The organism is Alcanivorax sp. REN37 (genome assembly GCF_041102775.1).
Taxonomy (GTDB): Bacteria; Pseudomonadota; Gammaproteobacteria; order Pseudomonadales; family Alcanivoracaceae; genus Isoalcanivorax; species Isoalcanivorax beigongshangi.
Genome location: NZ_JBGCUO010000001.1, coordinates 224,653 through 249,704, shown reverse-complemented (window position 1 = coordinate 249,704; position 25,052 = coordinate 224,653). Strand labels below are relative to the sequence as shown.

Genomic DNA, 25,052 nt, shown 5'->3' with positions numbered 1-25,052 from the left:
TGCAAAACCTGCCCCGCCCGCGTATGCTGGCGGGGCTTTTTTTTGCCTGCCCTACGGCCCTGTGCCCCGTCGTCCCACCCGGATCAAAGGAGTCACCATGCCCACCAATGCCGACCTTATGGCCCGCGACCTGAAAGTGTTGTGGCACCCCTGCACGCAGATGAAGGACCACGCGGAGCAGCCGCTGATACCGATCCGGCGCGGCGAGGGGGTCTGGCTGGAAGACTTCGATGGCAAGCGTTATCTGGACGCCGTGAGCTCCTGGTGGGTGAACCTGTTCGGCCACAATCACCCTGGCATCAGCGGCGCAGTCAAGGACCAGCTCGACCAGTTGGAGCATGTGATCCTAGCCGGCTTCACCCATGAACCAGTCGTGCGGCTGTCAGAACGGCTGGTGGAGATCACGCCGCCGGGACTGACGCGGGTGTTCTACGCCGATAACGGCTCCTCCGGCATCGAGGTGGCGTTGAAGATGAGTTTCCACTACTGGCAGAACCAGGGCCGCAGTCGCAAGCAGCGCTTTGTCACGCTCAGCAACAGCTACCACGGCGAAACCCTGGCCACCTTGGCGGTCGGCAACGTGGAACTCTACAAAGCCACCTACCAACCGCTGCTGATGGACGTGATCACCGCGCCGTCCCCGGACTGCTACCTGCGCGAAGACGGCGAATCCTGGGAGGACTACAGCGCTCGCCGTGCCGATGACATGGAGGCACTGCTGGCCGAGCACCATGAGGAGGTGTGCGCGGTGATCGTCGAGCCGCTGGTGCAATGTGCCGGCCACATGCGCATGTACCACCCGGTGTACCTGCAACGGCTGCGCGCCGCCTGCGACCGCTACCAAGTACATCTGATCACCGATGAAATTGCCGTAGGCTTTGGCCGTACCGGCACTCTGTTTGCCTGCGAACAAGCCGGCATTACCCCCGACTTCATGGCGCTGTCGAAAGGCCTCACCGGTGGCTACCTGCCCCTGTGCGCAGTGCTCACCACCGAGGACGTCTACCAAGCGTTCTACGACGACTACGCCACCCTGCGCGCCTTCATGCACTCGCACAGCTACACCGGCAATCCGCTGGCCTGCGCCGCCGCCAATGCCACCCTCGACCTGTTCGAACGCGAAGACGTCTTAGGCCGCAACCGCATGCTGTCAGCCCATCTCAAACAAGCGCTGGCGCCGCTGGCTGACCACCCGCATGTGGCGGAGGTGCGCCAAACCGGCATGATCACCGCCATCGAGCTCAGCCCGGACGGCACCCGTCACACCCAATACGACTGGCGCGAACGCCGTGGCCTACGGGTGTTCCGCCACGCGCTCACCCGTGGCGCGCTGTTGCGTCCGCTCGGCAACGTGGTGTATTTCATGCCGCCCTACATCATTACTCCGGACCAGCTCGACTTCCTCGCCGATGTGGCGGCGGAAGGCATCGATCTGGCCACTGCCTGAGTCACGCCATGCGCCGTTTCTACGACCCCCAGCCGTTCACCGCCGGCCAACCGGCCACGCTCGGTGCCGATGCCAGCCACCACATTGCGCGGGTGCTGCGCATGCGCGAAGGCGACCCGTTGGTGCTGTTCAACGGCGAGGGGGGTGAATGGCAGGCGACGCTAGAGCAGGTGCACAAGAGCGCCGTGGTGGCACGTTTGGAGCAGTTCAACGCTGATGACCGCACGCCGCCGCAAGCGGTGACGCTAGCGCTGCCGCTGATCAAAGGCGAGAAGCTCGATTACGCGGTGCAAAAGGCCACCGAGTTGGGCGTGACGCGCATTGCGCTGGTGCAGACCGAGCGCGCCGAGGTGCGGCTGGACGGCGAGCGGGCCGACAAGAAAGTGCGCCACCTGCGGCAAGTGGCGATCAGTGCCTGCGAACAATGCGGCATGAACCGGGTGCCGGAGCTGCTGCCGCCGGTGTCTTTGGCGGACTGGTTGGCACAGTGCGAGAGCGCGCTGAAATTAATCGCCCATCCCGGCGAACAGCCGTTCCAGCCGGAACAGGTGCGGGCGGTGGACGCGCTGGCGCTGGTCACCGGCCCGGAAGGCGGCTTCACCGACGCTGAATTGGCCCTGGCCACCGATGCCGGCTTCATCCCCTGCGCCTTGGGCGAGCGGGTACTGCGGGCGGAAACCGCGCCGGTGGCACTGCTGGCGGCGTTCTGGGCCTGGCAGTTGGGTTAAAGCTCAGGGCAGCCGGCTGACATCCAGCGTGCTGTTGCGGCGCCGGGCCTCGCGCAGGAACGGCACCACTTCTTTGCGGTAATAACGGCGCTTCTCACCGTCGCGCCGCCGCAGCCGTTTGTAGACCCAGTAATACTGCTCCGGCCAGCGACTGATCAGCTCGGCCAGTACGCGGTTCATTTCTGCCAACGTGGTGGCCTCATCGGCGTCGTACATGCTGGCCGGCGCCGGCTCCAGGTACACCGCAATGTCATCGGCACCGTTGCGGCGGTGGCAGCCGACAAAATAGATGTCCGGCTGGTAACGCTGGATGAACTTGTAGGTCAGGTTGGAGGTGCGCACCGGGTGGCCGAAGAAGGGTACCGACGGGTTGTTGCTGCCGTGGGGAGTGTGGTCCACCAAAATCGCCACCGCTTCGCGCCGATTCAGCGCCGCAATGCCGGCCTTCACCCCGCGTGCATCAGCCGGCACCAAGGTCGCGCCGGTGCCTTGCCGGCCATTCACCACCAGCTGGTTGAGCGCTTCGTTGGCGCCGGGCTGATAGAACACCGTCATCGGCCCTTCTTGCCCCACCACCAGGCAGGGGATCTCCCAACTCGATTGATGCAGCGTCAGCAGCAGCACTGGCCGACCGGCAGCGTAGGATGCGCGCAACGCATCGAGGCCGGTCACTTGCTTCACCCGTGCCAGGCTCACTTCCGCCGGATGGCACCAGACGTGGGAAAATTCCCCCAGTGTGCGGCCGGTTTCCAGCAGTGATCGGCGCGCCAATCGCGCGGCACTGCGGTAATCCAGCTCCGGGTAGCACAGCATGATGTTCACCAAGGTGGCGCGGTAAGCACTGGCCATCGACAGTGGCAACCAACTGATCAGCCACGCCAGCGCCGCCCCGAGTGCGGTCACCCAAGACAACGGCAGGCGCGCCAGCACCCGCAACAACAGCACCACGGCATCGTTGCCGTGGCGGGGAGTTGATTGACTCATCACTCGACTCGGGAAGACAACAGCTCCGGCCCGCTGAGGGTTTCCCCATGGGCCATGACAATGAAATCCGTGCTGGGCACCTGCTGTTCGGCCAGCGCCCGTTGCAACACGTGCGGCGGCGCATCCATCGGCTCATCGGTCAGCACAAAGGTGCCCCAGTGCATGCCCACTGAACGGCGAGCACCGATATCACGGTGAATCCGTACCGCTTCATCCGGATTCACATGCACCGGCTGCATCAGCCAGCGCGGTTCGAAGGCGCCGATCGGGATCAGCGCCAGATCGATATCAGGGAACAAAGCACCGATCTCGGCAAAGCAGCCACCGTAGCCGGTGTCCCCGGCAAAATACAATCGCAGATCGCCGCAATCCCAAATCCAGCCCCCCCACAGGCTGTGGTTACCGTCACTGACTCCGCGGCCGCTGAAGTGCTGGGCCGGCACCAGAAACGCCTCCGCGCCATCCTGCTCGGCGCCTTCCCACCAGCCGCATTCGCGCACCTGGCGGATACCCCGGCGGTGGAACCAAGCCGCTACGCCAGTGGGCACGAACCATGTCAGCGCATCGCCGAAGCGCTGGTGCAGCGCCATCACGCTGTGGTGGTCGAGATGATCGTAATGATTGTGGGAAATCAGCACTTGATGGATCGGCGGCAACGCCGCCACCGTCAATGCCGGCGGGGTATAACGACGCGGGCCAAGCCACTGGAACGGGCTGGCGCGCTCGGAAAACACCGGGTCGGTGAGCAGGTTCAGACCGCGATGCTGGAACAGAAAAGTGGAGTGGCCGATCCAGGTCAGCTGTGGCGCCACCGGTGCCGCCAGCCGGGCGTCATCCACCGGACGCAGCGGAAAGCGCTGGCCGGGCGGAAACTTGCCGCGGCTCTGCCATTGCCAGCGCAGGAAGTCACCGAGCCCATGGGCTGGGGTGCGCTCCAAGTTGTAAAAGCGCGGGCCGGTGCGGCGCACTGAAGCCGCCGCCGCGGCCAGCTGTTGGCGATCAAGCTTCGGCATACAGCCCTGCCAACACGGTTTCCAGTGCGTCCAGATCCGGCACCACGGCGGACTCGCCGGCCACCTGCACCCGGTGCGCTTCCATCGGTCCGCGGCCGCTGCCGGTATCCTGCAGCGCCGTCGGTGCCACCGTCAGCGGCTGCGGCTCGCCTTGGAACACCATGGCGTAGTGCGGCAACACGCCACCGAGCCCGCGCAACACACCGATGCGGGCGCCCTCACCCACCACCACCGGCCCGGTCTGGTTAAGGCGCTCGAACGACACCAGCGGCAATTCTTCATCGCGCCAGCGGATCCAGCCCAGCAGCCAGTCACGGCCACGGCCGGGCCGCTCCGGATGGCGCAACGGCAGCACCTCCGCCAGCAGCGTTTCCGGCACCAGCCACGGCCGCTCACGCATGGGCACCAGCAGGCTGGGGATGTCTCGGGGCAGATCGCTCATGGTCACTCCTGAAAGGGCGCAGCAGGGCCGCGCCATCGGTGCATTATCCGTCCACACCGGCGCGGTGCAACCGCTGCCGGTTCCAAGCCACCAGCTGCGCGGCCAACTGCTCTGGCGCGCCGGTGAAGGTCACCACACCGCTGGCGCGGGCGGCGTCTGGCTGGCTGCTGATGGCACAGCTGTCCGCGCTTTGCGCCCACACCTGGCCGCCCGCCGCCGCCAGCGCTAGCGCACCGACAGCGCCGTCGGCGCCCATGCCGGAAAACACCAGCGCGCCGGCCGCGGCCCCGAAGGTGTCCGCCAACGCAGCCATCAATTGATCGATCGAGGGGCTGTACGCGCCCTGCCAAGGCTGGTGGGTCCACTGCACGGTGCCCTCGCTGTCAAACTGCAGTGCGGACTGCACCGGCGCCAGCAGCACCCGCCCCGGCGCCAGCCGGCTGCCGGGACGAGCCACCTCGCACTGGTAGCTGTTGTCGCGGGTCAGCACCCGCGGCAACAACTCCAACGCGTGGCCGTCGATGTGTTGGGCGAGCACGAACGCCACCGGCAATCCGGCAGGCAGGCAATCGAGGAACAGTTTTACCGCCGCCGGGCCGCCCAGTGAGGCCGCCAGCAGCCACACCTGCAAACCGGTCTCTACCGGCAGCGGCGCGTGATGGCGCCCCGCCGGCGGGCCGAGGTAGGCATTGAGCTTGTGGGCCAACCGACGGCGCCAGCGCGGATAGTCCGGTGCGATGGTGGCCGGTGCGCTGCCGTCGCCGAACAGGATCGGCATCTGCACCTGGTCCAACAGCCAAGCAAGGAAACCGTGGTCGCTGGTGCCGTCCTCCAGCTCCACCACCAGCAGCGCTGGCGGCTGCTGCAGCCAATCCACCGGCAACGCATCCGGCGCGGCGGCAAACGCCACCCGGTAGCCGAGCTCGCCGATGGTGTGGGCCAGTGCCTGCCCCTGGCGCCGCGAATCGGCAATCACGCCTATGCGCGGCGCCGGGGTCATGCCGGTCGCTCGACCTGCGCCGCCGCCAGCAACTCTTGGATGGTGCCGAGCAGCTCACCTTCCTGATACGGCTTGCCGAGGTAGGCGTTAACGCCAATATCGAACGCGCGCTCGCGGTGCTTCTCGCCGGTGCGGGAGGTGATCATGATGATCGGAACGCCTTTCAGACGGCTATCGTGGCGTACGTGAGTGGCCACTTCGAAGCCGTCCATGCGCGGCATTTCGATGTCCAGCAGCATCAGGTCTGGGCGCTGTTCTTCCAGCCGCGCCAGCGCGTCGATACCGTCCTTGGCGGTGATCACGTCGAAGCCATTGCGCTCCAGCAACCGCGTGGTGACCTTACGCACCGTCACCGAGTCGTCGGTGACCATGATCAGCGGCGCCCGCTGCGCCAGCGGCGGCGTCTCAGCGGTCAGGCGCGCACTGCGCTGCTCCAACGCCAGATGTTCGCGCTGAGCCTGGCTGGCACGAATCAGCGAGTGGATATCGAGAATGATCACCACCGCGCCATCACCGAGAATGGTGGCGCCGCTGATGCCGGCCACGGTGGCCAATTGCGGGCCCACCGACTTCACCACCACTTCGCGCGAACCCACCAGCGCGTCCACCAGTACCGCCACCGTGTGTTCCGAACTGCGGATCAGCAGCACCGGCAGCGGCGCGGTCTGGGCTTCCAGGAACGCCTTGCCGTGGCCGTGCACGTAATGGCCGAGGTAATCAAAATCGTACTGCTGGCCGGCGTAGACGAACGGCTTGCCGCCACCGGCGGGGCCGTAGTCATCCACCTCGTAGGGGCTGACCCGTACGATGCCTTCAATCTGGTTCAACGGGATGGCGTAGTGGTCGTCGCCCACGCGCACCATCAATGCGCGGTTCATCGCCAGCGTGAACGGCAGCCGGATGGTAAAGCGGGTACCGACGCCAGCGCGTGAGGCAATGCTCACCGATCCGCCCATCTGCTTGATCTCCGACGCCACCACATCCAGCCCAACGCCGCGGCCGGAGATCTGCGTGACGGCGGTGGCGGTGGAGAATCCCGCGGTGAACAGCAACTGCTGTACATCCTGCTCCGACAGGCTGTCATCGGCGCGGATCAGCCCGCGCTCCAGCGCCTTGCGCCGCACTGCCTCGGTGTCAATGCCGCGGCCGTCATCAGTCAGCGTCAGCACCACCTCGCCGCCCTCGCGGGTCAGGCTCAGCTCCAGCCGGCCGGCCTCGCCCTTGCCGCCTTGCACGCGCTGCGGCACTGCTTCAATGCCGTGGTCCACCGCGTTGCGCAGCATATGCTCCAGCGGCGCCACCATGCGTTCCAACAGACTGCGGTCGAGTTCGCCGTCCGGGTTAACGATGTCGAACTCCACCTGCTTACCGAGTTCACCGGCGATCTGGCGCACCACCCGCCGCAGCCGCGGCACCAACCGCGAGAACGGCACCATGCGGGTGCGCATCAGCTTTTCCTGCAGCTCGGTGTTGATGCGCGCCTGTTGCAGCAGCAGCGTCTCGGTGTCGCGGGTGCGATCAAGCAGCGTGCTTTTCAGGTCCTTAAGGTCCGACGCCGACTCCGACAACTGCTTGGTGATCTGGTGCAGGTTGGAGTACTGGTCCATTTCCAGCGGATCGAAATCCTGGTCATAACGGCCCGCTTCGATGCCCTGTTTATAGTTCGATAGGATTTGCGCTTCGGTCTCGCTGTCAAGCCGGCGCAGCTGGTCGTAGAGCCGGTCGATGGTGTGGCCCATTTCTTCCACGTGAGCGGAAAACTCGGCGATGCCCTGCTCCACCCGGCCACGGTTAATACTGGTTTCACCGGCCAGGTTGACCAACTGCTCCAGCAGCTCGGACGGCACCCGCACCAACTCCTGCGGCTGCGGCTGACGCCGCTGGCGGGCATCGGCGCGGGTGGGTAGCGCATCGGCGGCAACTGGCGCCGGCACCATCGCCGCCACTGATTCGTCCGCCGCCCGCGCCCGTACCGGCGCCGCCGGCACCCGCTCACCGATGGCACCCAGCAGATCTTGCAAGCGATTCAGCCAGCGCTGCATCACTGCGCGATACGCATCGTCCGGCGCTTGGCCGTGCAGCGGGTGATCGAGCAGGAAGGTTTCGAAGTCGTGACTGGCGTCGCCCAGTGCTTTCAGGCCGGCCAGCCGCGCGCCACCTTTGACGGTGTGCAACGCGCGCTTAATCTCATCGCTGGGCTGGCCATCGCTACCGTCCTGCCAAGCAGCCATCTGGTGCTCGATACTGTCGGTCAGCTCGGCGCACTCTTCCAAGAAGATGCGCAGGATATCCAGGTCGGCATCCGCCGCCACCAGGTCATCGGCGCTGATTTCCTCGCCATCCAGCAGCAGTGGACCGGGGCCCACCGGGGTCGCTGGCTCGCGCAGCGGCTGGCGCGGCCGCGCCGCCAACTGGAACTGCTCCGGCGCGGACAGGTAACTGGCGATGGCGCTTTGCAGGTCGGCACCGAGCGGCGCAGTGGCGCGGCGACGGGTGGCCGCCAACATGTCTGCCAGCCGGTCATGACAGCGGTGCAGCAACTCGAACAACGCCGGCTGCACCGCCACCCGACCTTCTGCGACGCCTTGGTAGAGCGACTCCAGGTCATGACCAAGATCGCCGACGCCCTCCACATCGGCCATGCGCGCGCCGCCTTTGAGGGTGTGCAAATCGCGCTGCAGACTGTGTACGGCGATCAGATTGTCCGGCGCCGCCATCCAGTGATCCAGATGGGCACCGATGCTGTGCATCAGCTCTTCGGCTTCTTCCAGGAAGATCGCCACCAGCTCCCGGTCGCGGCGTTCCGGCGGCAGTTCCAGCACCAACTCGTGCAGCACCGGCACCGCGTCGGCCACGCTTTCTGCGGGCTGGTCAATCAACTCGGGTTCAGCCGCCGGGGTGACGCCCAGTGCCACCGCCAATTCCCGCAGCAGGTCACTGGCCGCGGCCGGCAACCGACCGCCGCGCAGCAGATCGAGCTGTTCGGCGAGCCGGTCATGGCAGCGTTGCAGCAACTGCTGCAGCGCAGCAGTGACCGGCAACCGATGGGCCACCAACGCTTCGTACACCGATTCCAGTTCATGGCCGAGATCGCCGATGGCTTCAACGCCGGCCATGCGCGCGCCACCCTTAAGGGTATGCAAATCGCGCTGCAACACCGTCAGCAGGTTGCGGTCGTCGTGGGCCAGCCAGCGTTCCAGCAGTTGCCCAGTACTGAGCAAGATTTCATCGGCTTCTTCGAGGAACAACGCCAGTACGTCGTCGTCCAGCTCGGCGGGGGAGCCGTGGCTGTCCGGCATAGCTGGCGAGCGAGTGGCCACCGACAACGGCGATACCGCCGGCGTCGCAGCAGCGACCGTCAATGTGTCAGCCAGCGCACGTAGCGCCGCCAGCTGCGCCGGTTCGGAACGCAGGGTTTGGCCGGCCGCCAAACAGTCCATCATGGTGATCAGACTGTCATGGCAATCCGCCAGCAACGTCAGCGCTGACGCCTCCAAAGCCGCCGTCGGTGCCCGCTGGTAGACCGCCGCCAACGCCTGCGCCAGAGTGCTGATTTCAAGCTGATTGGCCCCGGCGGCGGACGCCGCCAACACCGTGAGCTCATCGCACAGCGCCGCCACCGTGGCCGGCGCCAGCTGGCTAGCGGCCCACTGATCGAGGATGCGATCGGCATCCATCAAATGATCGACACCGGCGGACAGGAACACCGACAGCAGCGCCTCATCCGGCTGCGCCAGACCAGCTTGAGCGTGCTGGTGCAACAGCGCGATGCGCTCGCCCAATGCCGGCGCCTGCGGCAGTGCCAGCGGCCATTGCGGTGCGGCCAAGGCACTGGACAACGCCGCCACCAGGTCATCCAGCAGCGCCAGCGCATCACAGTCCGCCGGCACTTGGTGATTGACCAGTTCTTTCAACCAGCGCTCGGCCGGCTCCGCCAGCTCGGCGATGCTGTCGACACCGGCCATACGGGCGCTGCCCTTGAGGGTGTGCAAGGCGCGGTGGAGAGCATCATCAAGCGGGTGTTCGGACAGCTCGCGGTCGAGGTGGGTAAGCCAGTCACGCATGTCGGCCACGTGACCACCGGCTTCAGACAGGAAAATCTCCCACAGCACCGGGTCCGGTTGTGGCGGCAGCGGGTAGCGCGGCGCCGGCTCGTCGTCCGATGGCGGCGGGTAGACGCCGTATTCCAGCCCGGCCAGATCGTCGTCCACGGTAAAGGTGAAGCGCTCGCGTTCCGGCGGCGCATCAATCACCGCACGCAGCAGCGCAGCATCATCATCCGCAGCGGCACTGTCAGCCGCGTCGCCATCGCCCAGCATTGGCGCTGCGGATTGCGGCGACTCGGTGTCGAGCGCTTGGGCAGGATCGGTGTCCGCTGGAGAATCGATGGCGGCTACGGCATCTGCGATATCCGCAGCATCCAGCGTTAACGTTTCTGGCGCTGCGGTATCGGCTTCAGCGTCGGCAGCGGTGCCGGTATCGGTATCGGTATCGGTATCGGTATCGGTATCGGTATCGGTATCGGTATCGGTATCGGTATACAGCGTTGAAACGTCCAACTGGACGTCCAGAGCAAGTCGCTCAGTGTCATCGGCGGCCAGCGGCGTGAGCGGTGCCGACAGCGCGTCCAGCTCCAGCAGTTCAATCGACGGCAACGTGGTGTGATCCGCATCGGCATCGAAATGGGAGTCGGAATCTGCGTCTACGGCTGCCAATGCGTCGACAGATTCGACATCCACAGCAGCCAAATCCAGCGGCTCCTCATCAGCGACGACGGATTGCACCGCTGCGTGGCCATCCGCCGTGGATGCCGCCAACGTAGCAGCCACCACCTGCGCTTCGACGTTGAGCTCCAGCACCGGTACCGCCGTCAGCGTTTCACCGCGCGCCAAGGCGTCTGCGGCCTGCTGCAGCGGCGTCACGTCACAGGGCGCTGGTTGGTGGTTGGCGAACGCGTTAACCAGCTCCGGCACCAGCCGGTGCACGGTGCGCACCAGTTCGATCAGCGTTGGTGTGGCAGGCACCGAACCGTCGATCACCCGGTTCATCATGTTTTCCACCGACCAGGCCAGTTCGCCCACGACGGTGGCGCCGACCATGCGGCCGGAACCTTTGAGAGTATGGAACGCGCGGCGGAACTCCACCAGCGCTTCCTGATCCTGCTGGTTGGCGACCCAACGCGGGAAATACAGGTTCAGTGCGTCCAGCACCTCGCCCGCTTCCTCGACAAAAATCTCGATGATTTCATCGTCGATGAGGTCGTCACCCGCCGCATCAGCGGGTTCAACCAAGGGCGCGGCCGCGAGCGGTACTGCCAGCGGCGCCGGGGCTTGCTGCGGGGCCGCCGGGGCCGCCAACGGATCGGCACCGAACTCCTCGTCGTCCAACGGGAAACCCAGCTTGGCGACGCTGTCGCGCGCCAGCCGCAGGATGTCGTCGCTGGTATCGGGGTCGTCGCTGAGGCGCTCGAGGTAGTACTCCACGCTGGTCATGGCATCCGCCAGCGTATCCATGCTTGGCCAGTCCGGCGCGGCGGCGGCTTCCGCCAGCAGCACCTCGCTGACATAGCGCACACATTGGCGCAGCACCAACGCCGGGCGCGGCAGGTGGATCACCTGCAGCCCGCCGCGTACCGCATCGAGCCGCGCCGGCACCTCCTGCAAGTGGACGCGGTTCCACTGCGAGGCAATGAATTCGATGATGCCGTCTTTGGCTTCCTCCAGCCCGGCGCGGCATTCGCGGATCACCGCATCACGCGCCTTGCCGACATGATCCGGCACCGGCGCCAGCGCGCTGGATGACGGCCGCTCACGGGTCATGCCCAGCAGCGTCGCTTCCACGTACAGCAACGAACCGGCCACGTCCATCAGCGCTTCAGCGCTCGGCGCCTGCTCGCCGGCCGCCATCGCCGCCAGCACTTGCTGCTGTTGCTCCACCAGCCGACGCGGCTGGCCGAGGCCGAGCATGGCCACGGTGTCGGCCACCGGCTTCAGCCGCTGCACCTGCTCAGCGAGCACATCCAGCTGTCGGCTGTCGCCCTGCACGAACATTTCCAGCGCCGTTTTGACCTTCGACAGCTCTTCACTGAGCGCGGTCACCACCGAACCCATGGCGGCGTGGTCGGGCCCGCCCATCAGCGCCTGTTCTTGGCGCACCATTTCTTCGGACGGCAGCGCATTGTCGAGGCCATAATCACGCCGCAGCGCAAGGATGCGTGGCGTGTCGCCATCGCTTTTGGCGATGTAGTAGAGCAGGTTCTTCAGCAGCTCACGCGGCGGCGGCTGTTGCAGCACGGCAGCGCCGTCGGTGGCCAACTGGCGCAGCCACGGATCGATCTGACCGAGCACCTGCTTCACTGACGCGCCCAAGGCCACCGAGCCCGCCGCCAATCCTTCCACCAGCGCCGCCGCGGCCTGCCACAGCGGCGCCAAGCGCGCCGCCCCGGTAGCGTGTTCGAGTTTGGCGAACATTTTCGCCATGTTGGTCAGCTGGCGCGGCAGCTCCTGGCCACGCAGTACTCCCACCAGCGCCATCTGATAGCTCTGGCGGATCTTGCGCGCCAACTCAGCAAAGCGCGGGTCCAAAGCCAGCGCCGACGGCGGCTGCGCGGGACCGGTCTCCAGCACCGACAAATCGGGTTTGAACAGCGCGGTTTCCGACAGCAAGCTGTCGCCACGGGCGGCGCGCAGGTCGTTGAGCAGCGGCAGCAAGACCACCGGCAGATCGCGGCGGCTGGCCTGGATGCGCTCCAAGTATTGCGGCAGTTGCAGGATCGCGCGCATCAGCGTTTCCAGCGCATCGGCTTGGGCTGCTTCCGGCAACCGCTGGTCTACCAATGCCTCCGCCAGCCGCTCCATTTCCTCGGCCAGCAGCGCGGCGCCGTAGAACTCCACCATCTGCAGGGTGCCGTACACCTGATGCAGGTGGGCCTGGCAAAAACGCATGCGCGCGCTGTCCTCGGGATGCTCCACGAAGGCTTCCAGCGCCTGCTGTGACTGGTTCAGGGTCTGTTGGATTTCGCCCTTCACCCAATCCAGCGCAAGGTAGTCATGCTGATCCACGGTTGAGACTCCCGCTCGATACTGTGCTTGTGGTCACGCTGTTGTCCGCCGGTATGCCAGCGTGCCCGCCGAGGGCAGCCGCTGCAGTAGCGGATGGTGCCAGTCCGTCATTTCCCCTGGGCCCAACACCAGCAAGCCCCCCGGTGCCAGCCGTTCGGCCAGGCGCGACACGATGTCGCGTTTCCGCCAACGGCGGAAATAAATCAGCATGTTTTGGCAAAAAATCAGATCCATATTGCCGAGCGGGCTGTGCGCCAGCTCGATCACATTCTGCCGCGCAAAACACACCCGTTCCTGCAGCGCCGGCTTTACCTGCCAGTGCGATTCATCCAGCGGTGTCAGGTAACGCGAGCGGTAAGAGCCCGGCACCCGCTCGACGCGCCGCTCCGCATAACGCCCGGCGCGCGCCTGGGCCAGCGCCGGCGCGCTGATGTCGGTGGCGGTGATGCTGTACAGGCAGCGGCTGTTGCTGGCTCGCAGCGCATCGTCCACCAGCATCGCCAACGAGTACGGCTCTTCACCGGTACTGCAGCCAACGCTCCACAAATCCAGAGTGCGGCGCGCCGGCGCTGCTTCCAGCCACTGCTGCACGCTGCGCTGTACCAGCGCAAACGACGGCGGATGGCGGAAGAAACTGGTTTCCTGCACCGTCAGCCGGTCCACCAACACTGCCCATTCCATCGCCTGCACCGGCGCCGGGGCAGTGACCAGCCTAGTGTGATACTGCGCATAGTCGCCGACGCCGAGGCTGCGCATGCGGCCGTAAAGACTGGCTTCCAGAAACGGCTGCCGCTCCGGCGTCAGAGTCATGCCGGTGCGCTGCTCAAGCAGCGTACGCCACAGCGCAAACTGCTCGGCATCCATCGCTGGTGCGCGCTGGATGCCGCTGGTCGGAGTGCCCTCCTGGACCGCCATGACCGCCCGCCGTCACTCGTGCTCGGGCAGACGGAAACCGGCCACCGACTGACGCATTTCCTGCGCCATTTGAGCCAAGTTACCGATCGAGCGTGCGGTGGCGGTGGTGCCCGCAGAGGTCTGCGAGGTGATCTCCTGGATCACGTTCATGGTGTTGGAAATATGGCCGGCAGACGCCGCTTGCTGGCGCGCCGCGTTGGAGATGTTTTGGATCAGGTCAGCAAGGCTCTTAGATACCGTCTCGATCTCCTCCAGTGCCACACCACCGTCCTGTGCCAGACGCGCGCCTTTCACCACTTCAGCGGTGGTGTGCTCCATTGAGATCACCGCTTCGTTGGTATCGGTCTGAATGGTTTTAACCAGCGTTTCAATCTGCTTGGTGGCGCCGGCGGAGCGCTCTGCAAGCCGTTGTACTTCGTCCGCAACCACCGCAAAGCCCCGGCCCGCTTCACCGGCCATGGACGCCTGAATGGCAGCGTTCAACGCCAAAATGTTGGTCTGGTCGGCGATGTCGTTGATCAACGACACGATGTCGCCGATCTCCTGGGAAGACTCACCCAGCCGCTTGATACGCTTGGAGGTTTCCTGGATCTGCTCACGAATGGTGTCCATGCCGTGGATGGTGGACTGCACCACATCGGCGCCTTTGTTGGCGATACCTACGGAGCGCTCTGCCACCGCTGCGGATTCGGCGGCGTTGGCGGATACCTGGTCGATCGACACCGCCATTTCGTTCACCGCCGCCGAGGCACCGGCGATTTCCTGCGCCTGGTGCTCGGACGCTTCCGCCAAGTGCATCGCAGTGGACTGGGTTTCCTGAGCCGCCGACGCCACCTGCACCGCGGTCTGGTTGATGGTCTGTACCAACGAACGCAGCTGGTCAATGGAGTAGTTGATGGAGTCCGCGATGGCACCGGTAAAGTCCTCGGTCACCGTGGCCTCTACCGTCAGGTCACCGTCAGCCAAGTCGCCGAGTTCGTCGAGCAGTCGCAGAATCGCCGCTTGGTTACGCTGGTTTTCGGACTCCAGCCGCTCACGCTGACGGCGCCCCACGCGCGAGCGCAGGAACAACTGGGCGCCGAGCAGGATCGCCGACAGCAGCGCAAACAGCAGCCCCAGCGGCACCGACGGGAACAGCCCAGCGGTGGAGCGCTCGAAGGCATCGTTCAGGGTCGTGGCCGCCGCCAGCAGGTCCTGGGTCTGGCGGAAGATGTTATCGGCGGCCGCGCGCACTTCGGTCAGCTGCGGCGCGGTTTCGAGAATTTCGTCCAAGGAACGGGTCACGTACTCGTCGAATAGGCTGGCGATTTCGGCCAGCGGATTGAGTACCAGCTCGTCGGTATTGGCCAGCACGCCGAGACCGGCGTCGCCGGTGATCAGGCCCTCCAATACTCGCGCAAAGCGCTCGGCATCCGTGCCGAAGGCGTCGGCCGCCTGCTTGGCACCATCACCGCCGGCAAGGATACGCGCCACCGAGCGCACGATGCGCTCTGCCAGCCACGATTGACGCTGGGCAAAGGCTACTTGGTCGGGACCGGCGCCGAGGCGAATCATCACCCGCACCACTTCCTCGGATTCGTCTTGAATGATCGGGATGGCTTCACCCAAGGCTTCTGCCACATCGTGCAGCGCCACCACGGTGTCTTCACCGCGCAGGATCACTTCGGTGTTGCGGCTTACGCCGCGCCAGGTCTGCTCCAGCTGTCGCGCCAGCTCGGCATCGATGTCGGCATCGCGCACCGTGTCCCAGGCAGTCTGGTAGTCACGTTGGGCACGGGCCAACAATGCGAAGGCGTCGCCGTTGCCGGCCGCCGCTTCCAGCGCGTTCTTGGCCAACTGCTGCGACAGCACGCGCATTTCTGCGGCGGTGGTCACCTGCTGTTTGGATGTGCCGGCCTGCACCGCCAGCATCACGAAGGTGACAATGGCGGCGACCATGGTCAGTACCGCCCCAGCAGTCAGCACCAGTGACGCCGGACTGCCGCCGATCATTCCCCGCAATCTGACAAGCAGTTGCCCCGATGTGAACTTCATAGTTTGGCTCCCCGGCCTGACCTGTTCGCTCAATCAATGCGCACCCCACCGCCGGCGTGGCCGGACTCACGCTGCGCGCGGCCGGCGGGGTACCTGTCCGGCGGCGGCGCCGCCGGGTTGTTCTAATGACTCCGCGCGACGTCAAGAAAACGCGGATCATCCACCAGCCGGTGCAAGCTCAGCACCGGCCACCACTGACCATCACGCTCGTAGGCACCGTCGATATAGGGCGCCAACGGCCCGCTCACCGGCGGCGGCGTGTCACGCCAGGCGCTGGGCGGGAAATGCTGCATGCCGAGCACTTCGTCCACCGCCATACCGGTATAAAGATCGCCTTCGTCCACCACCAACAAGCGGCGCCGGCGCTCTGGCACCGTGGACGGCAGGTCGAGAAAGCCGGGCAGGTCCATCACCGTCATCAGCCGGCCGCGGACGTTGGCCACGCCCTTGAGCCAGTTCAGCACGCCCGGCACCCGGGTGTAGGGCGGTTGGTTGAGGATTTCTGCCACTTGGTCCAGCGGCGCCACCAGACGCACACCGCCGAGCACTACACCGATGCCGCTCCATTGCTCGGTGCGCTGCTGTTCGATCGGAAGCTGGACGGCAAGATGCCGGCTGCGGGCGTGGAAATCCGCCAGCGTGGCGTAGGCTGCCGAGGCCGCGTTCATGGTGTCCCCCTAGGTCGCACCGGCTCAGCCGAGCACGCGGCTGACAGTATCGATCAAGATGTGTTCGTCCACCGGCTTGGTCAGGTAATCACGGGCGCCTTGGCGCTTGCCCCACACGCGGTCGGTTTCCTGATCCTTGGTGGTGATGATCACCACCGGGATGGTGGCGGTGTCGTCACTGCGAGTGAGTTGGCGGGTGGCCTGGAAGCCGTTCAGGCCCGGCATCACCACGTCCATCAGCACCAAATCAGGACGCTCGGCCTTGGCCAGCGCCACGCCATCGGCACCGTTGGCTGCTTCGAGCACGGTGTGGCCGTGTTTTTCCAGGATTTCCCGGAACTTGTAGGTTTCCGTGGGTGAATCGTCCACGATCAGGATGCGCGCCATGTGATCCCCTCAAGTCTTGTTAAACCGCCCCCCGGCGGGTTGCAGTCGTTCAGGACGCTGCGTGCTGGCGGATCGCCCCCAGCAATTCTTCCTTGGAAAACGGTTTGGTCAGGTATTCGTCTGAGCCGACAATGCGCCCTTTGGCCTTGTCGAACAAACCGTCTTTGCTCGACAACATGATCACCGGCGTGGTCTTGAACGCGCTGTTGTTCTTAATCAGCGCGCAGGTCTGGTAGCCATCCAGACGCGGCATCATGATGTCGACGAAAATAATATTCGGCCGCGAATCAGCGATTTTGGCCAGTGCATCGAAGCCGTCAGTGGCGGTAATGACTGTGCATCCTGCCTTTTGCAGCAAGGTTTCTGCGGTGCGACGAATCGTCTTGGAGTCGTCGATCACCATCACCTTGAGACCCTGGAAATTGTCCGTCATGGAAGCTGCCTTTTGAACTGTGATCAGCGATGGAGGAGGCTTCAAAGCGTTGTGGTTCATGCCTTCTGGTGAGAAACCGGCACACCAATCACCCATTCTTCTGAGCCGTGGCGTGTTTTTAGCACAGATTCAACACCCTTGCCACGGATCGGCGGCGACCATGACGGCTGTGTCGCACGCTTGCTACCATGACCGCCGCCGTTTCGCAGGAGTAACGCCATGTCGCTCGCTATCGGGGTCGTGATGGACCCCATTGCCACCATCAAGCCGTACAAGGATTCCACCTTCGCCATGCTGCTGGAGGCCCAGCGCCGCGGCTGGACCCTGCACTACATGGAGCCGGAACACCTGTTCGTTCAGGATGGCCGCGTCCATGCCACCACCCAGGCGCTGAGTGTGACCGATGACACCTCGCACTGGTTTGACCTCGGACAAGCCCGCACCCTGCCGCTGGCCGAGCTGGACATGGTGCTAATGCGCCAGGACCCGCCGTTCAACAATCACTACCTGTATGTCACTTACCTGCTCGAAAAAGCCGAGCGCGAGGGAGTGATGGTGGTGAACCGGCCGCAGAGCGTGCGCGACTGCAACGAGAAACTGTTCGCTACCGAATTCCCGCAGTGCTGCACGCCGACGCTGGTGTCCTCGCGCGCCGACCTGCTCAAGGCATTTGTGGCCGAGCACCGCGACACCGTGCTCAAGCCGCTGGACGGCATGGGCGGCAGCAATATCTTCCGCGTCGAGGCCGGCAGCCCGAACCTGTCCGTCATCATCGAGGTGCTCACCGAACACGGCCGCACACCGATCATGGCGCAGCGCTACATTCCCGAGATCGTGCAGGGCGACAAGCGCATCCTGATGATCAACGGCGAGCCGGTGCCCTACGCCCTGGCGCGGGTGCCGATGCAGGGCGAAACCCGTGGCAACCTGGCCGCTGGCGGCACCGGTGAAGGCCGGCCATTGACCGAGCGCGACCGCTGGATCTGTGCCCAAGTGGGCCCGGTGCTGCGCGAAAAAGGGCTCTACTTCGTCGGACTGGACGTGATCGGCGACTACCTCACCGAGATCAACGTCACCAGCCCCACCTGCATTCGCGAGTTGGACGCACAGTTCAACCTCAACATTGCCGGTGATTTGTTCGACGCGCTGTTGGCGCTGCGCTGAACCCGACCACCGGGTGCGGTTTTGCGACCCGGTGAATGGACAAGCCCCGGTGGCGGCGGCAGACTCGCTGGATTCAATGCGGGCCGTCTCCGGGGGGAGTCCGGTCCGCCTTCTCGCGGGTATCTCCGGGGCATGAACCAACACACCACCGTTAGCGCCAACGACCGGCTCGGCTTCACGCTGTTTTTCTCTGCTGCCGCCATTGCAGTGGTGATTCTCGGCGTGGTGTTCGTTGCGCCGCCGGCACCCCCGCCAGCCCCGACGCTGGATGTAACGCTGGCGCAGTACCAATCCGACCGCCGCAACGATGACGCCGATTTCCTCGCCCAGATCGACCAAGACGGCTCCGGTGATCTAGATCACCGTGCCGATGTCACCACCCAGACCGAAGCCGACTTCGCCGATCAGCAACAGCAGGACGTGCAAACCACGCCCCCGGCGGTACTGCCCACCCAAGGCGAGCTGACCACGGTAGTGATCACCACCCGCGGCGCCTCCAGCCAGCGCGCTGCGCCGCGCCCGGAAAAGGCGGCCCCCCCCGCCCCGGCACCACTGCCGGCAGGTGACCAAGAATCGTTGGCCGCGCTGAGCCGCGAGATCGCCAGCCTGCAAGCACGACTCGACGCCCAGCAGCAGGCCTACGCGCGCCGGCCACGGGTGCATACGCTGACCTCGGTGTCTGCCCGCGCCCATTACGAGGCCGCCTACATCGACCAATTCCGCCGCGCTGTAGAAACCACCGGCACCCAGTACTTCCCGGCCCGAGCGCTGGCCGAGAACACCTTCGGCAATGTGCGGCTGATGGTGGCGCTGACCCGCGACGGGCGCGTCAAAGAGGTGCAGATCCTCGCCTCCTCCGGCCATGCATTCCTCGACCAAGCGGCGGTGGACAGCGTGCAGCGGGCAGCGCCATTCACGCCGTTCAGCGGCGAGTTGCGCGACAAGGTCGATGTGCTAGAAATCATCCGCACCTGGCGCTTCGATGCGCGCCGCATTCTCACCAGCCACTGATACTTGCCGCCGCCGGCGGCACTGCCATACTGGGCGCCATGACCACTCCTGAACCCACCTCCGGCCTTGCCCACCACCTGCTGATCGCCATGCCCCATCTCGATGATCCGGGCTTCGATCAGACCGTCACCTACGTGATCGAGCACAGCGCCGAGGGCGCCATGGGGCTGACCCTCAATCGGCCGCAAGCACTGACCATCCAGCGGGTGTTCGAAAGCATGGATATCGTGCCGCGCGTGAGCGTCGACCCGGCGCTGCACCCGGTGCTGTCCGGCGGGCCGGTGGATCCGCAGACTGGCTTTATCCTGCACCCGCCGTGCCAGCAAATGTGGCAATCCACGGTGGTGCTGGCACCGGGGCTATGGCTGACCACCTCGCGCGATGTGCTGGCGGCCATTGCCTGCGGCCAAGGGCCGGAACGCTCGTTGATCGTGCTCGGTTATGCCGGTTGGGACGCGGGCCAGCTGGAACAAGAGCTGGCCGAAAACGTCTGGCTGACGGTGCCGGCACCGACTCAGAACTGGGTGTTCGAGGTACCGTTCCCAGAACGCTGGCACGCTGCGGCGCACCTGCTCGGCGTCGACCTGCGGCTGCTGAGCGCCACCGCCGGCCACGCCTGACGCTGTCATCGGCTGCTCACTGCAGCGCCATCAAAGCGTCATATGACAGGCGCATGCTGGCGTTATGCAGTGAGTTGTCGGTTTGCCGAAACGGCGTTGACGCGGCGGGCGTGGTCCACCCCGCCGGTTTTTTTATGCCTGCTGCCGGGGCTTTAACTCACGCGCTGTAGTAGACGCAGATGCGCTGGCCGTCGATGTTGTGCACGGTCACCGGTGTGCCGTACAAATCGGTCAGCATCGGCGCCGTAATCAGTTCCGCTGGCGGCCCATGCTGCACGACTTTGCCATCCCGCATCGCCACGATGGTGTCCGCATAGCAAGACGCGAAATTGATGTCGTGCAGCACCATCACCACGGTTTTTCCCAGCTCGTCACAGGCCTGGCGCAGCGTTTCCATCATCGCCACCGCATGGCGCATATCGAGGCCGTTAAGCGGCTCATCGAGCAGCACATAATCGGTCTGCTGACATAGCACCATGGCTACGAACGCGCGCTGGCGCTGGCCGCCGGACAGCTGGTCAAGAAAGCGCTCCTGCAGTGCTTCCAAGCCTAGGTAACGGATGGCGTCGTCGATATGGCGTTGATCCTCGGCACTCAGCCGTCCGCGCGAATGCGGGAAGCGGCCGAACGCCACCAACTCCCGCACCGTCAAGCGCAACGCCACATGGTTGTCTTGCTTGAGGATCGCCAACCGCTTGGCCAGCTCGGTGGTATCGCTGTGGCGCACATCCATGCCGTCCACACGCGCTTTACCGCTGCTCATCGGCAGCAACCGGCTGATCATCCCCAGCAGCGTGGATTTGCCGGCGCCATTGGGGCCGATAATCACCGTCATGCCGCCGGCGGCGATACGCAGTGACACCTCGTCCACCACTAAAGTGTCGGCGTAGCGTTTGGTCAGTTGGATCGCTTCAATCATCGTTTTGCCTTGGCGGTGATCAGGACAAGGAACAGCAGGCCGCCGACAAACTCGATGACCACACTGACGGAAGTACCCAGCTTCAGCACGTGCTCCAGCACCGCCTGACCGCCCACCAACAAGGTGATGGCAATCAGGATTGCGGCCGGCAAGGTATAGCGGTGGCGGTCGGTGCCGAGCAGGAAATAAGCCAAGTTGCTGACCAACAGGCCGAGGAAGGTGATCGGCCCCACCAGCGCGGTGGACACCGACACCATCACCGCGATCAGCACCAGCGTCAGCAGCACGGTGCGGTGGTACTGCACCCCCAGCCCCACCGCCATCGGCCGCCCCAGCGCAATCACGTCGTAACGCGGCAGCAGCCGCCACGCCACCAACGCACAAGCGCCGAGTAGCACTGCTGCCACTATCAGCAGCGATCCTTCGGCGTAGTTGAACGAGGCGAACAGCCGGTCCTGCAACACCAGAAACTCGTTGGGATCGATCATGCGCATGATCAGGTTGGTCAGGCTGCGGAACAGCAGGCCAAAGATGATTCCCACCAAGATCATGCGATGCAGGCTTTGGGTGCTGTCAGTGAACAACCAGAAGAACAGCGCACAGGCGAGTCCGGCCATCACCACCACTTGCACCAAGAACTGCCCCACCGACGCCTCACCGAGCTGGGCCAGCTCGCTGCCCAGCCCGTAAGCGGCGGCGGCCTGGATCAACGCATAGAGCGCATCGAAGCCGATCAACGCCGGCGTCAGAATGCGGTTGTGGGTAATGGTTTGGAACAGCACCGTGGACACCGCGATGGCGCAGGCCACTAGCACCATCACCGCCAGTTTGGTGCCGCGGAACATCAGCAGGAACGACCAATCGCCGGAGCTACCGGCGGTCATGAACAGCGCCGCCGCGGCCAGTGCCGCCAGCAGCATCAGCAACAGCCGCAACTGCACCCCACGCCAGCGCTGGTGCCACAAATTGCGGGCCGGCGGCGCCGCATCCATCCGAGGAATCATGACGGCACCTCGCGCCCGCGCAGAATCAGCAGCAGAAACAGCATGCTGCCGACCACGCCCATAATCACCCCGATCGGGATTTCATAGGGATAGCGCACCAGTCGCCCGATAATGTCGCACAGCAGCACCAACCCGCCGCCCATCAAGGCGATCCATGGCAGTGCCCGGCGCATGTTGTCGCCCAGCACCAGGCTCACCACGTTGGGTACGATCAGACCAAGAAACGGAATGGTGCCGGCGGTGACGCCGACCACGGTGGCGATCAACGCAATGATCACCAGCCCGAACAGCATCAAGCCACGATGGTTGATGCCGAGATTGGTGCTAAACCCTTTGCCCATGCCGAGGATGGTGAAACGGTCCGCCACCAAGTAAGTCACCGCCGCCAGCACGCAGCCGATCCAGAGCATTTCGTACCGCCCGCGCAGTACGCCGGAAAAGTCGCCGGTCATCCACGCATGCAGCGACTGCATCATGTCGTGGCGGTAGGCAAAATACGTGGCCACCGCGTGCACCACACCGCCCAGCACCAACCCAATCAGCGGCGCCAGGAACGGCGAACGCAGCGGTACTCGCTGCAGGATCAGCAGGAACAACAGGGTGCCAGCCAGCGCGAAGCCGGACGCAATCAGCATGCGGCCGATGACCGGAATATCCGGCATCACCAGCATCACGAACAGGATGCCGAGCATCGCCGACTCACTGGTGCCGGCGGTCGTCGGCTCCACGTAGCGGTTCTGCACGATCATCTGCATCAGGAAACCAGCCACCGCCAGCGATACGCCGGCCAACAACAGCGCCAGCGTGCGCGGCAGACGGCTGATGGCCACCAGCGACCACGCCTCAGAAGCGCGCCCATGACGCAGCTCCGACCACGAAAAGTCGCCGGCACCAATGCTGATGCTGACCAGTACCAACAACGCCAGCGCCAACAGGGACAAGGCAAAAAAGGCCGCGTTGCGGACGCGGCCTGTGGGGTGCACCAGAGTCATGTCAGGAGGCTGGCTGCGCCAACACCTCGATCAACTGCTCGACGTTTTCCTGCAGTGCGGTTAAGCCGGCGCTTTCCAGCAGGTACCAGTTGACGGTGTTCAGGTACACCACTTGGCCTTTCTGCCAAGCAGTGGTCTTGTGCACCAGCTCGTTGTCGAGCAGGCGGCGCGCAGACTGGCCTTCTTGGCCGATGGCCGCATCGCGGTCCACCACGAACAGCCATTCCGGGTTGGTTTTAACCAGGTATTCGAACGAGATCGCTTGACCGTGCAGCGACACTTTCAAGCCGTCATCCGCCGGCTTGAAGCCGAACGCATCGTGGATGGCGCCGAAGCGCGAACCGGGACCGTAGGCGCTCATCTTGCCGCCAGTGGTGAGAATCACCAGCGCCGGGCCGGTGTCGGCGCTCAGGGCCTTCAGCTCATCAATGGAGGCGTGGATGGCGGCCAGTTTAGCCTCCGCTTGCTGCTGCTTGCCGAACAGGTCGGCCAGCAGCCGGGTGCGGGCTTCCACGTTTTTGATCAGGTCGGCATCCGCCGGGGACAGGTCCACGGTGGGCGCAATGCGGCGCAGTGCCCCGTACTTGGCAGCGGAACGGCCGCTGACAATGATCAGGTCCGGCGACGCCGCGTGGATGGCTTCGTAATCCGGCTCGAACAGCGTGCCAGCGTTCAGCGCGTCCTCCTGGTAGTGCGCCAGCCGCGGCGGCACCACCACCGCCGACGGCACGCCCAGCACCGGCACACCAAGCGTATCGAGGGTATCCAGCACCGCGAAATCTAGCGTGATGATCTTGGCCGGCGCGCCCTTCAGCACCGTGGTGCCCTGCGCGTGGGGAATCGACACCTCGGCCGCTTGGGCACCCAGCGGAGCGCACAGCAGTAGCGCGCTGAGCGCCAACCAGGCGGCGGTCAGAGTACGGAACAACGGCGATGGAGCGGTCTGCGGCATGGGACTGTTTCCTGATGATGGTGCAGTGGAAGGACGCCGATGAAGCCGACCGGAGACCGGCCGGCTCAATGCAACTGCGCCCCGGACACAACAGCAAATGAGAATCGGTCTCGATTATCAAAGCTTGGCCACCAACCCGGTACAGCAAGAACGACTGAAAATATCGCCAAAGCGTCATAAAGCCGTTTGCTTGACCATCAACCCCGCCGCGGTTTGTCTGATGCGGCGCGCGAGGCGGTGTATCCGCCGGCTGTCGGTCGGCGCTGCATTACCACTGCTGCCATTCGCCCGCCAACCGGTCACAATGGCCGCTTTGCAACGGTCACGAGACGCCCATGTCCTCCATCATCACGGTGCTGGCCTTCGACTTCGGCACCCAGAAAATCGGCGTCGCCAGCGGCCAGTCACTCACCGCCAGCGGCACCGCCCAACCGGCCCTACCCTGCCGTGACGGCATTCCCGACTGGCATCAGATGGCAGCGCTGATGGCCACCTGGCAGCCGGCAGTGCTGGTGGTGGGCTTACCGCTGAACATGGACGGCAGCGACAGCGAGCTGGCGCGGCGGGCACGCAAGTTCGCCAACCGGCTCAAGGGACGCTACGGTCGTCCGGTGGCGCTGGTGGACGAACGGTTGTCCACGCGCGAGGCGCGCGAGCGCATGGGCGACGCCTACCGCGGCGGCCCGGACCCGCGGGTCGACAGTTTGGCGGCGGTAATTCTGATCGAAAGCTATTTCAACGACGGAGCGGGAGAGACCCTGTGACGGACCTCAGCAGTACCGCCATCGATGCGCGCTTGGCGCGCATGGCCGATGACCTTCAGCAGCATCTGGCAGCCCGAAATATCACCGACCCGGCATTAGTGGGCATTCACACCGGCGGCGTCTGGGTCGCCGAGGAATTGCACCGACGGCTGGCCCAAACTGGCCCGCTCGGCACCCTCGATATCAGTTTCTACCGCGATGACTTTTCACGGCGCGGCCTGCACCCCAGCGTGCGTCCCAGCGCATTGCCGTTCGAAGTAGAAAACGCCCACATCGTGCTGGTGGACGATGTGCTGATGAGCGGCCGTACCATCCGCGCCGCGCTCAACTTGCTGTTCGATTACGGCCGGCCGGCAAGCATCACACTGGCGGTTTTGTTCGACATCGGACGACGGGAAATGCCGTTTGCAGCTGACGTGTGCGGTGAGCACTTGGCACTGGCCCCGGATCAGCGGGTAGAATTACGCGGGCCCGCCCCCCTCGAGGCGGAGATCCTGACCCTGAAGGCGTGATA

General features: G+C 64.9%; 21 protein-coding genes. 7 read left to right on the top strand and 14 right to left on the bottom strand.

Annotation, left to right across the window (positions count from 1 at the left end; genetic code table 11):
- Positions 1-97 precede the first annotated feature (97 nt).
- Positions 98-1,447 (top strand): adenosylmethionine--8-amino-7-oxononanoate transaminase, encoded by a 1,350-nt coding sequence (locus AB5I84_RS01085; protein ID WP_369453982.1) that lies wholly within the window; start codon positions 98-100, stop codon positions 1,445-1,447.
- An 8-nt stretch (positions 1,448-1,455) separates the two neighbouring features.
- Positions 1,456-2,175 (top strand): 16S rRNA (uracil(1498)-N(3))-methyltransferase, encoded by a 720-nt coding sequence (locus AB5I84_RS01080; protein WP_369453981.1) that lies wholly within the window; start codon positions 1,456-1,458, stop codon positions 2,173-2,175.
- Between the two features lie 3 nt (positions 2,176-2,178).
- Here AB5I84_RS01080 and AB5I84_RS01075 read toward each other — a convergent pair whose 3' ends face one another.
- From AB5I84_RS01075 to pilG, 10 genes are all read right to left on the bottom strand, one after another.
- Positions 2,179-3,159 carry a lysophospholipid acyltransferase family protein gene (locus AB5I84_RS01075; protein WP_369453980.1) on the bottom strand — a complete coding sequence of 327 codons (981 nt, stop codon included), beginning with the start codon at positions 3,157-3,159 and terminating at the stop codon, positions 2,179-2,181.
- Positions 3,159-4,172, bottom strand: a complete 1,014-nt coding sequence (locus AB5I84_RS01070) for an MBL fold metallo-hydrolase (RefSeq protein ID WP_369453979.1) — start codon at positions 4,170-4,172, stop codon at positions 3,159-3,161. The genes AB5I84_RS01075 and AB5I84_RS01070 overlap by 1 nt, the downstream gene beginning before the upstream one ends.
- Positions 4,159-4,614, bottom strand: a complete 456-nt coding sequence (locus AB5I84_RS01065; protein ID WP_369453978.1) for a chemotaxis protein CheW — start codon at positions 4,612-4,614, stop codon at positions 4,159-4,161. Before AB5I84_RS01065 ends, AB5I84_RS01070 begins: the two co-directional genes overlap by 14 nt.
- Before the next feature lie 43 nt (positions 4,615-4,657).
- Positions 4,658-5,614 (bottom strand): chemotaxis protein CheB, encoded by a 957-nt coding sequence (locus AB5I84_RS01060; protein ID WP_369453977.1) that lies wholly within the window; start codon positions 5,612-5,614, stop codon positions 4,658-4,660.
- Positions 5,611-12,675 (bottom strand): hybrid sensor histidine kinase/response regulator, encoded by a 7,065-nt coding sequence (locus AB5I84_RS01055; RefSeq protein WP_369453976.1) that lies wholly within the window; start codon positions 12,673-12,675, stop codon positions 5,611-5,613. Before AB5I84_RS01055 ends, AB5I84_RS01060 begins: the two co-directional genes overlap by 4 nt.
- A gap of 33 nt (positions 12,676-12,708) precedes the next feature.
- Complete coding sequence (locus AB5I84_RS01050) at positions 12,709-13,590, bottom strand: CheR family methyltransferase (RefSeq protein WP_369453975.1); 882 nt, start codon at positions 13,588-13,590, stop codon at positions 12,709-12,711.
- Positions 13,591-13,602: 12 nt separating this feature from the next.
- Positions 13,603-15,582, bottom strand: a complete 1,980-nt coding sequence (locus AB5I84_RS01045) for a methyl-accepting chemotaxis protein (RefSeq protein ID WP_439650173.1) — start codon at positions 15,580-15,582, stop codon at positions 13,603-13,605.
- 164 nt (positions 15,583-15,746) lie between these two features.
- A complete protein-coding gene (locus tag AB5I84_RS01040) occupies positions 15,747-16,292 on the bottom strand; it encodes a chemotaxis protein CheW (RefSeq protein WP_369453973.1) in 546 nt (181 codons plus the stop codon).
- Positions 16,293-16,316: 24 nt separating this feature from the next.
- On the bottom strand, positions 16,317-16,679 hold the full coding sequence (pilH, locus tag AB5I84_RS01035) for a twitching motility response regulator PilH (protein WP_369453972.1): 363 nt from the start codon (positions 16,677-16,679) through the stop codon (positions 16,317-16,319).
- 49 nt (positions 16,680-16,728) lie between these two features.
- Entirely contained in the window at positions 16,729-17,112 is a 384-nt protein-coding gene (gene pilG, locus AB5I84_RS01030; RefSeq protein ID WP_369453971.1) for a twitching motility response regulator PilG, read from the bottom strand.
- A gap of 219 nt (positions 17,113-17,331) precedes the next feature.
- Between pilG and gshB the strand changes: the two genes are divergently transcribed.
- The 3 genes from gshB (at position 17,332) to AB5I84_RS01015 (ending at position 19,907) form a co-directional block, all read left to right on the top strand.
- Positions 17,332-18,276: a glutathione synthase gene (gene gshB, locus AB5I84_RS01025; RefSeq protein WP_369453970.1), complete on the top strand. Its 945-nt coding sequence runs from the start codon at positions 17,332-17,334 to the stop codon at positions 18,274-18,276.
- 132 nt (positions 18,277-18,408) lie between these two features.
- Positions 18,409-19,287 (top strand): TonB family protein, encoded by an 879-nt coding sequence (locus AB5I84_RS01020; protein ID WP_369453969.1) that lies wholly within the window; start codon positions 18,409-18,411, stop codon positions 19,285-19,287.
- A 38-nt stretch (positions 19,288-19,325) separates the two neighbouring features.
- Positions 19,326-19,907, top strand: coding sequence for a YqgE/AlgH family protein (locus AB5I84_RS01015; protein WP_369453968.1), 582 nt, complete (start codon positions 19,326-19,328; stop codon positions 19,905-19,907).
- 157 nt (positions 19,908-20,064) lie between these two features.
- On the opposite strand, the gene AB5I84_RS01010 is transcribed toward AB5I84_RS01015, so the two are convergent.
- Genes AB5I84_RS01010 through AB5I84_RS00995 form a run of 4 tightly spaced genes read right to left on the bottom strand, consistent with a single transcriptional unit; the run spans position 20,065 to position 23,774 of the window.
- A complete protein-coding gene (locus AB5I84_RS01010; protein ID WP_369453967.1) occupies positions 20,065-20,826 on the bottom strand; it encodes an iron ABC transporter ATP-binding protein in 762 nt (253 codons plus the stop codon).
- Complete coding sequence (locus AB5I84_RS01005) at positions 20,823-21,830, bottom strand: iron chelate uptake ABC transporter family permease subunit (RefSeq protein WP_369453966.1); 1,008 nt, start codon at positions 21,828-21,830, stop codon at positions 20,823-20,825. Before AB5I84_RS01005 ends, AB5I84_RS01010 begins: the two co-directional genes overlap by 4 nt.
- Complete coding sequence (locus tag AB5I84_RS01000) at positions 21,827-22,822, bottom strand: ABC transporter permease (protein WP_369453965.1); 996 nt, start codon at positions 22,820-22,822, stop codon at positions 21,827-21,829. The genes AB5I84_RS01005 and AB5I84_RS01000 overlap by 4 nt, the downstream gene beginning before the upstream one ends.
- Position 22,823: 1 nt before the next feature.
- Positions 22,824-23,774: a siderophore ABC transporter substrate-binding protein gene (locus AB5I84_RS00995; protein WP_369453964.1), complete on the bottom strand. Its 951-nt coding sequence runs from the start codon at positions 23,772-23,774 to the stop codon at positions 22,824-22,826.
- A 335-nt stretch (positions 23,775-24,109) separates the two neighbouring features.
- Between AB5I84_RS00995 and ruvX the strand changes: the two genes are divergently transcribed.
- Together ruvX and pyrR are read left to right on the top strand one after the other, a co-directional pair.
- Positions 24,110-24,538: a Holliday junction resolvase RuvX gene (gene ruvX / locus AB5I84_RS00990; RefSeq protein WP_369453963.1), complete on the top strand. Its 429-nt coding sequence runs from the start codon at positions 24,110-24,112 to the stop codon at positions 24,536-24,538.
- Positions 24,535-25,050 carry a bifunctional pyr operon transcriptional regulator/uracil phosphoribosyltransferase PyrR gene (gene pyrR / locus AB5I84_RS00985; protein WP_439650172.1) on the top strand — a complete coding sequence of 172 codons (516 nt, stop codon included), beginning with the start codon at positions 24,535-24,537 and terminating at the stop codon, positions 25,048-25,050. The genes ruvX and pyrR overlap by 4 nt, the downstream gene beginning before the upstream one ends.
- The last annotated feature ends 2 nt before the right edge of the window (positions 25,051-25,052 follow it).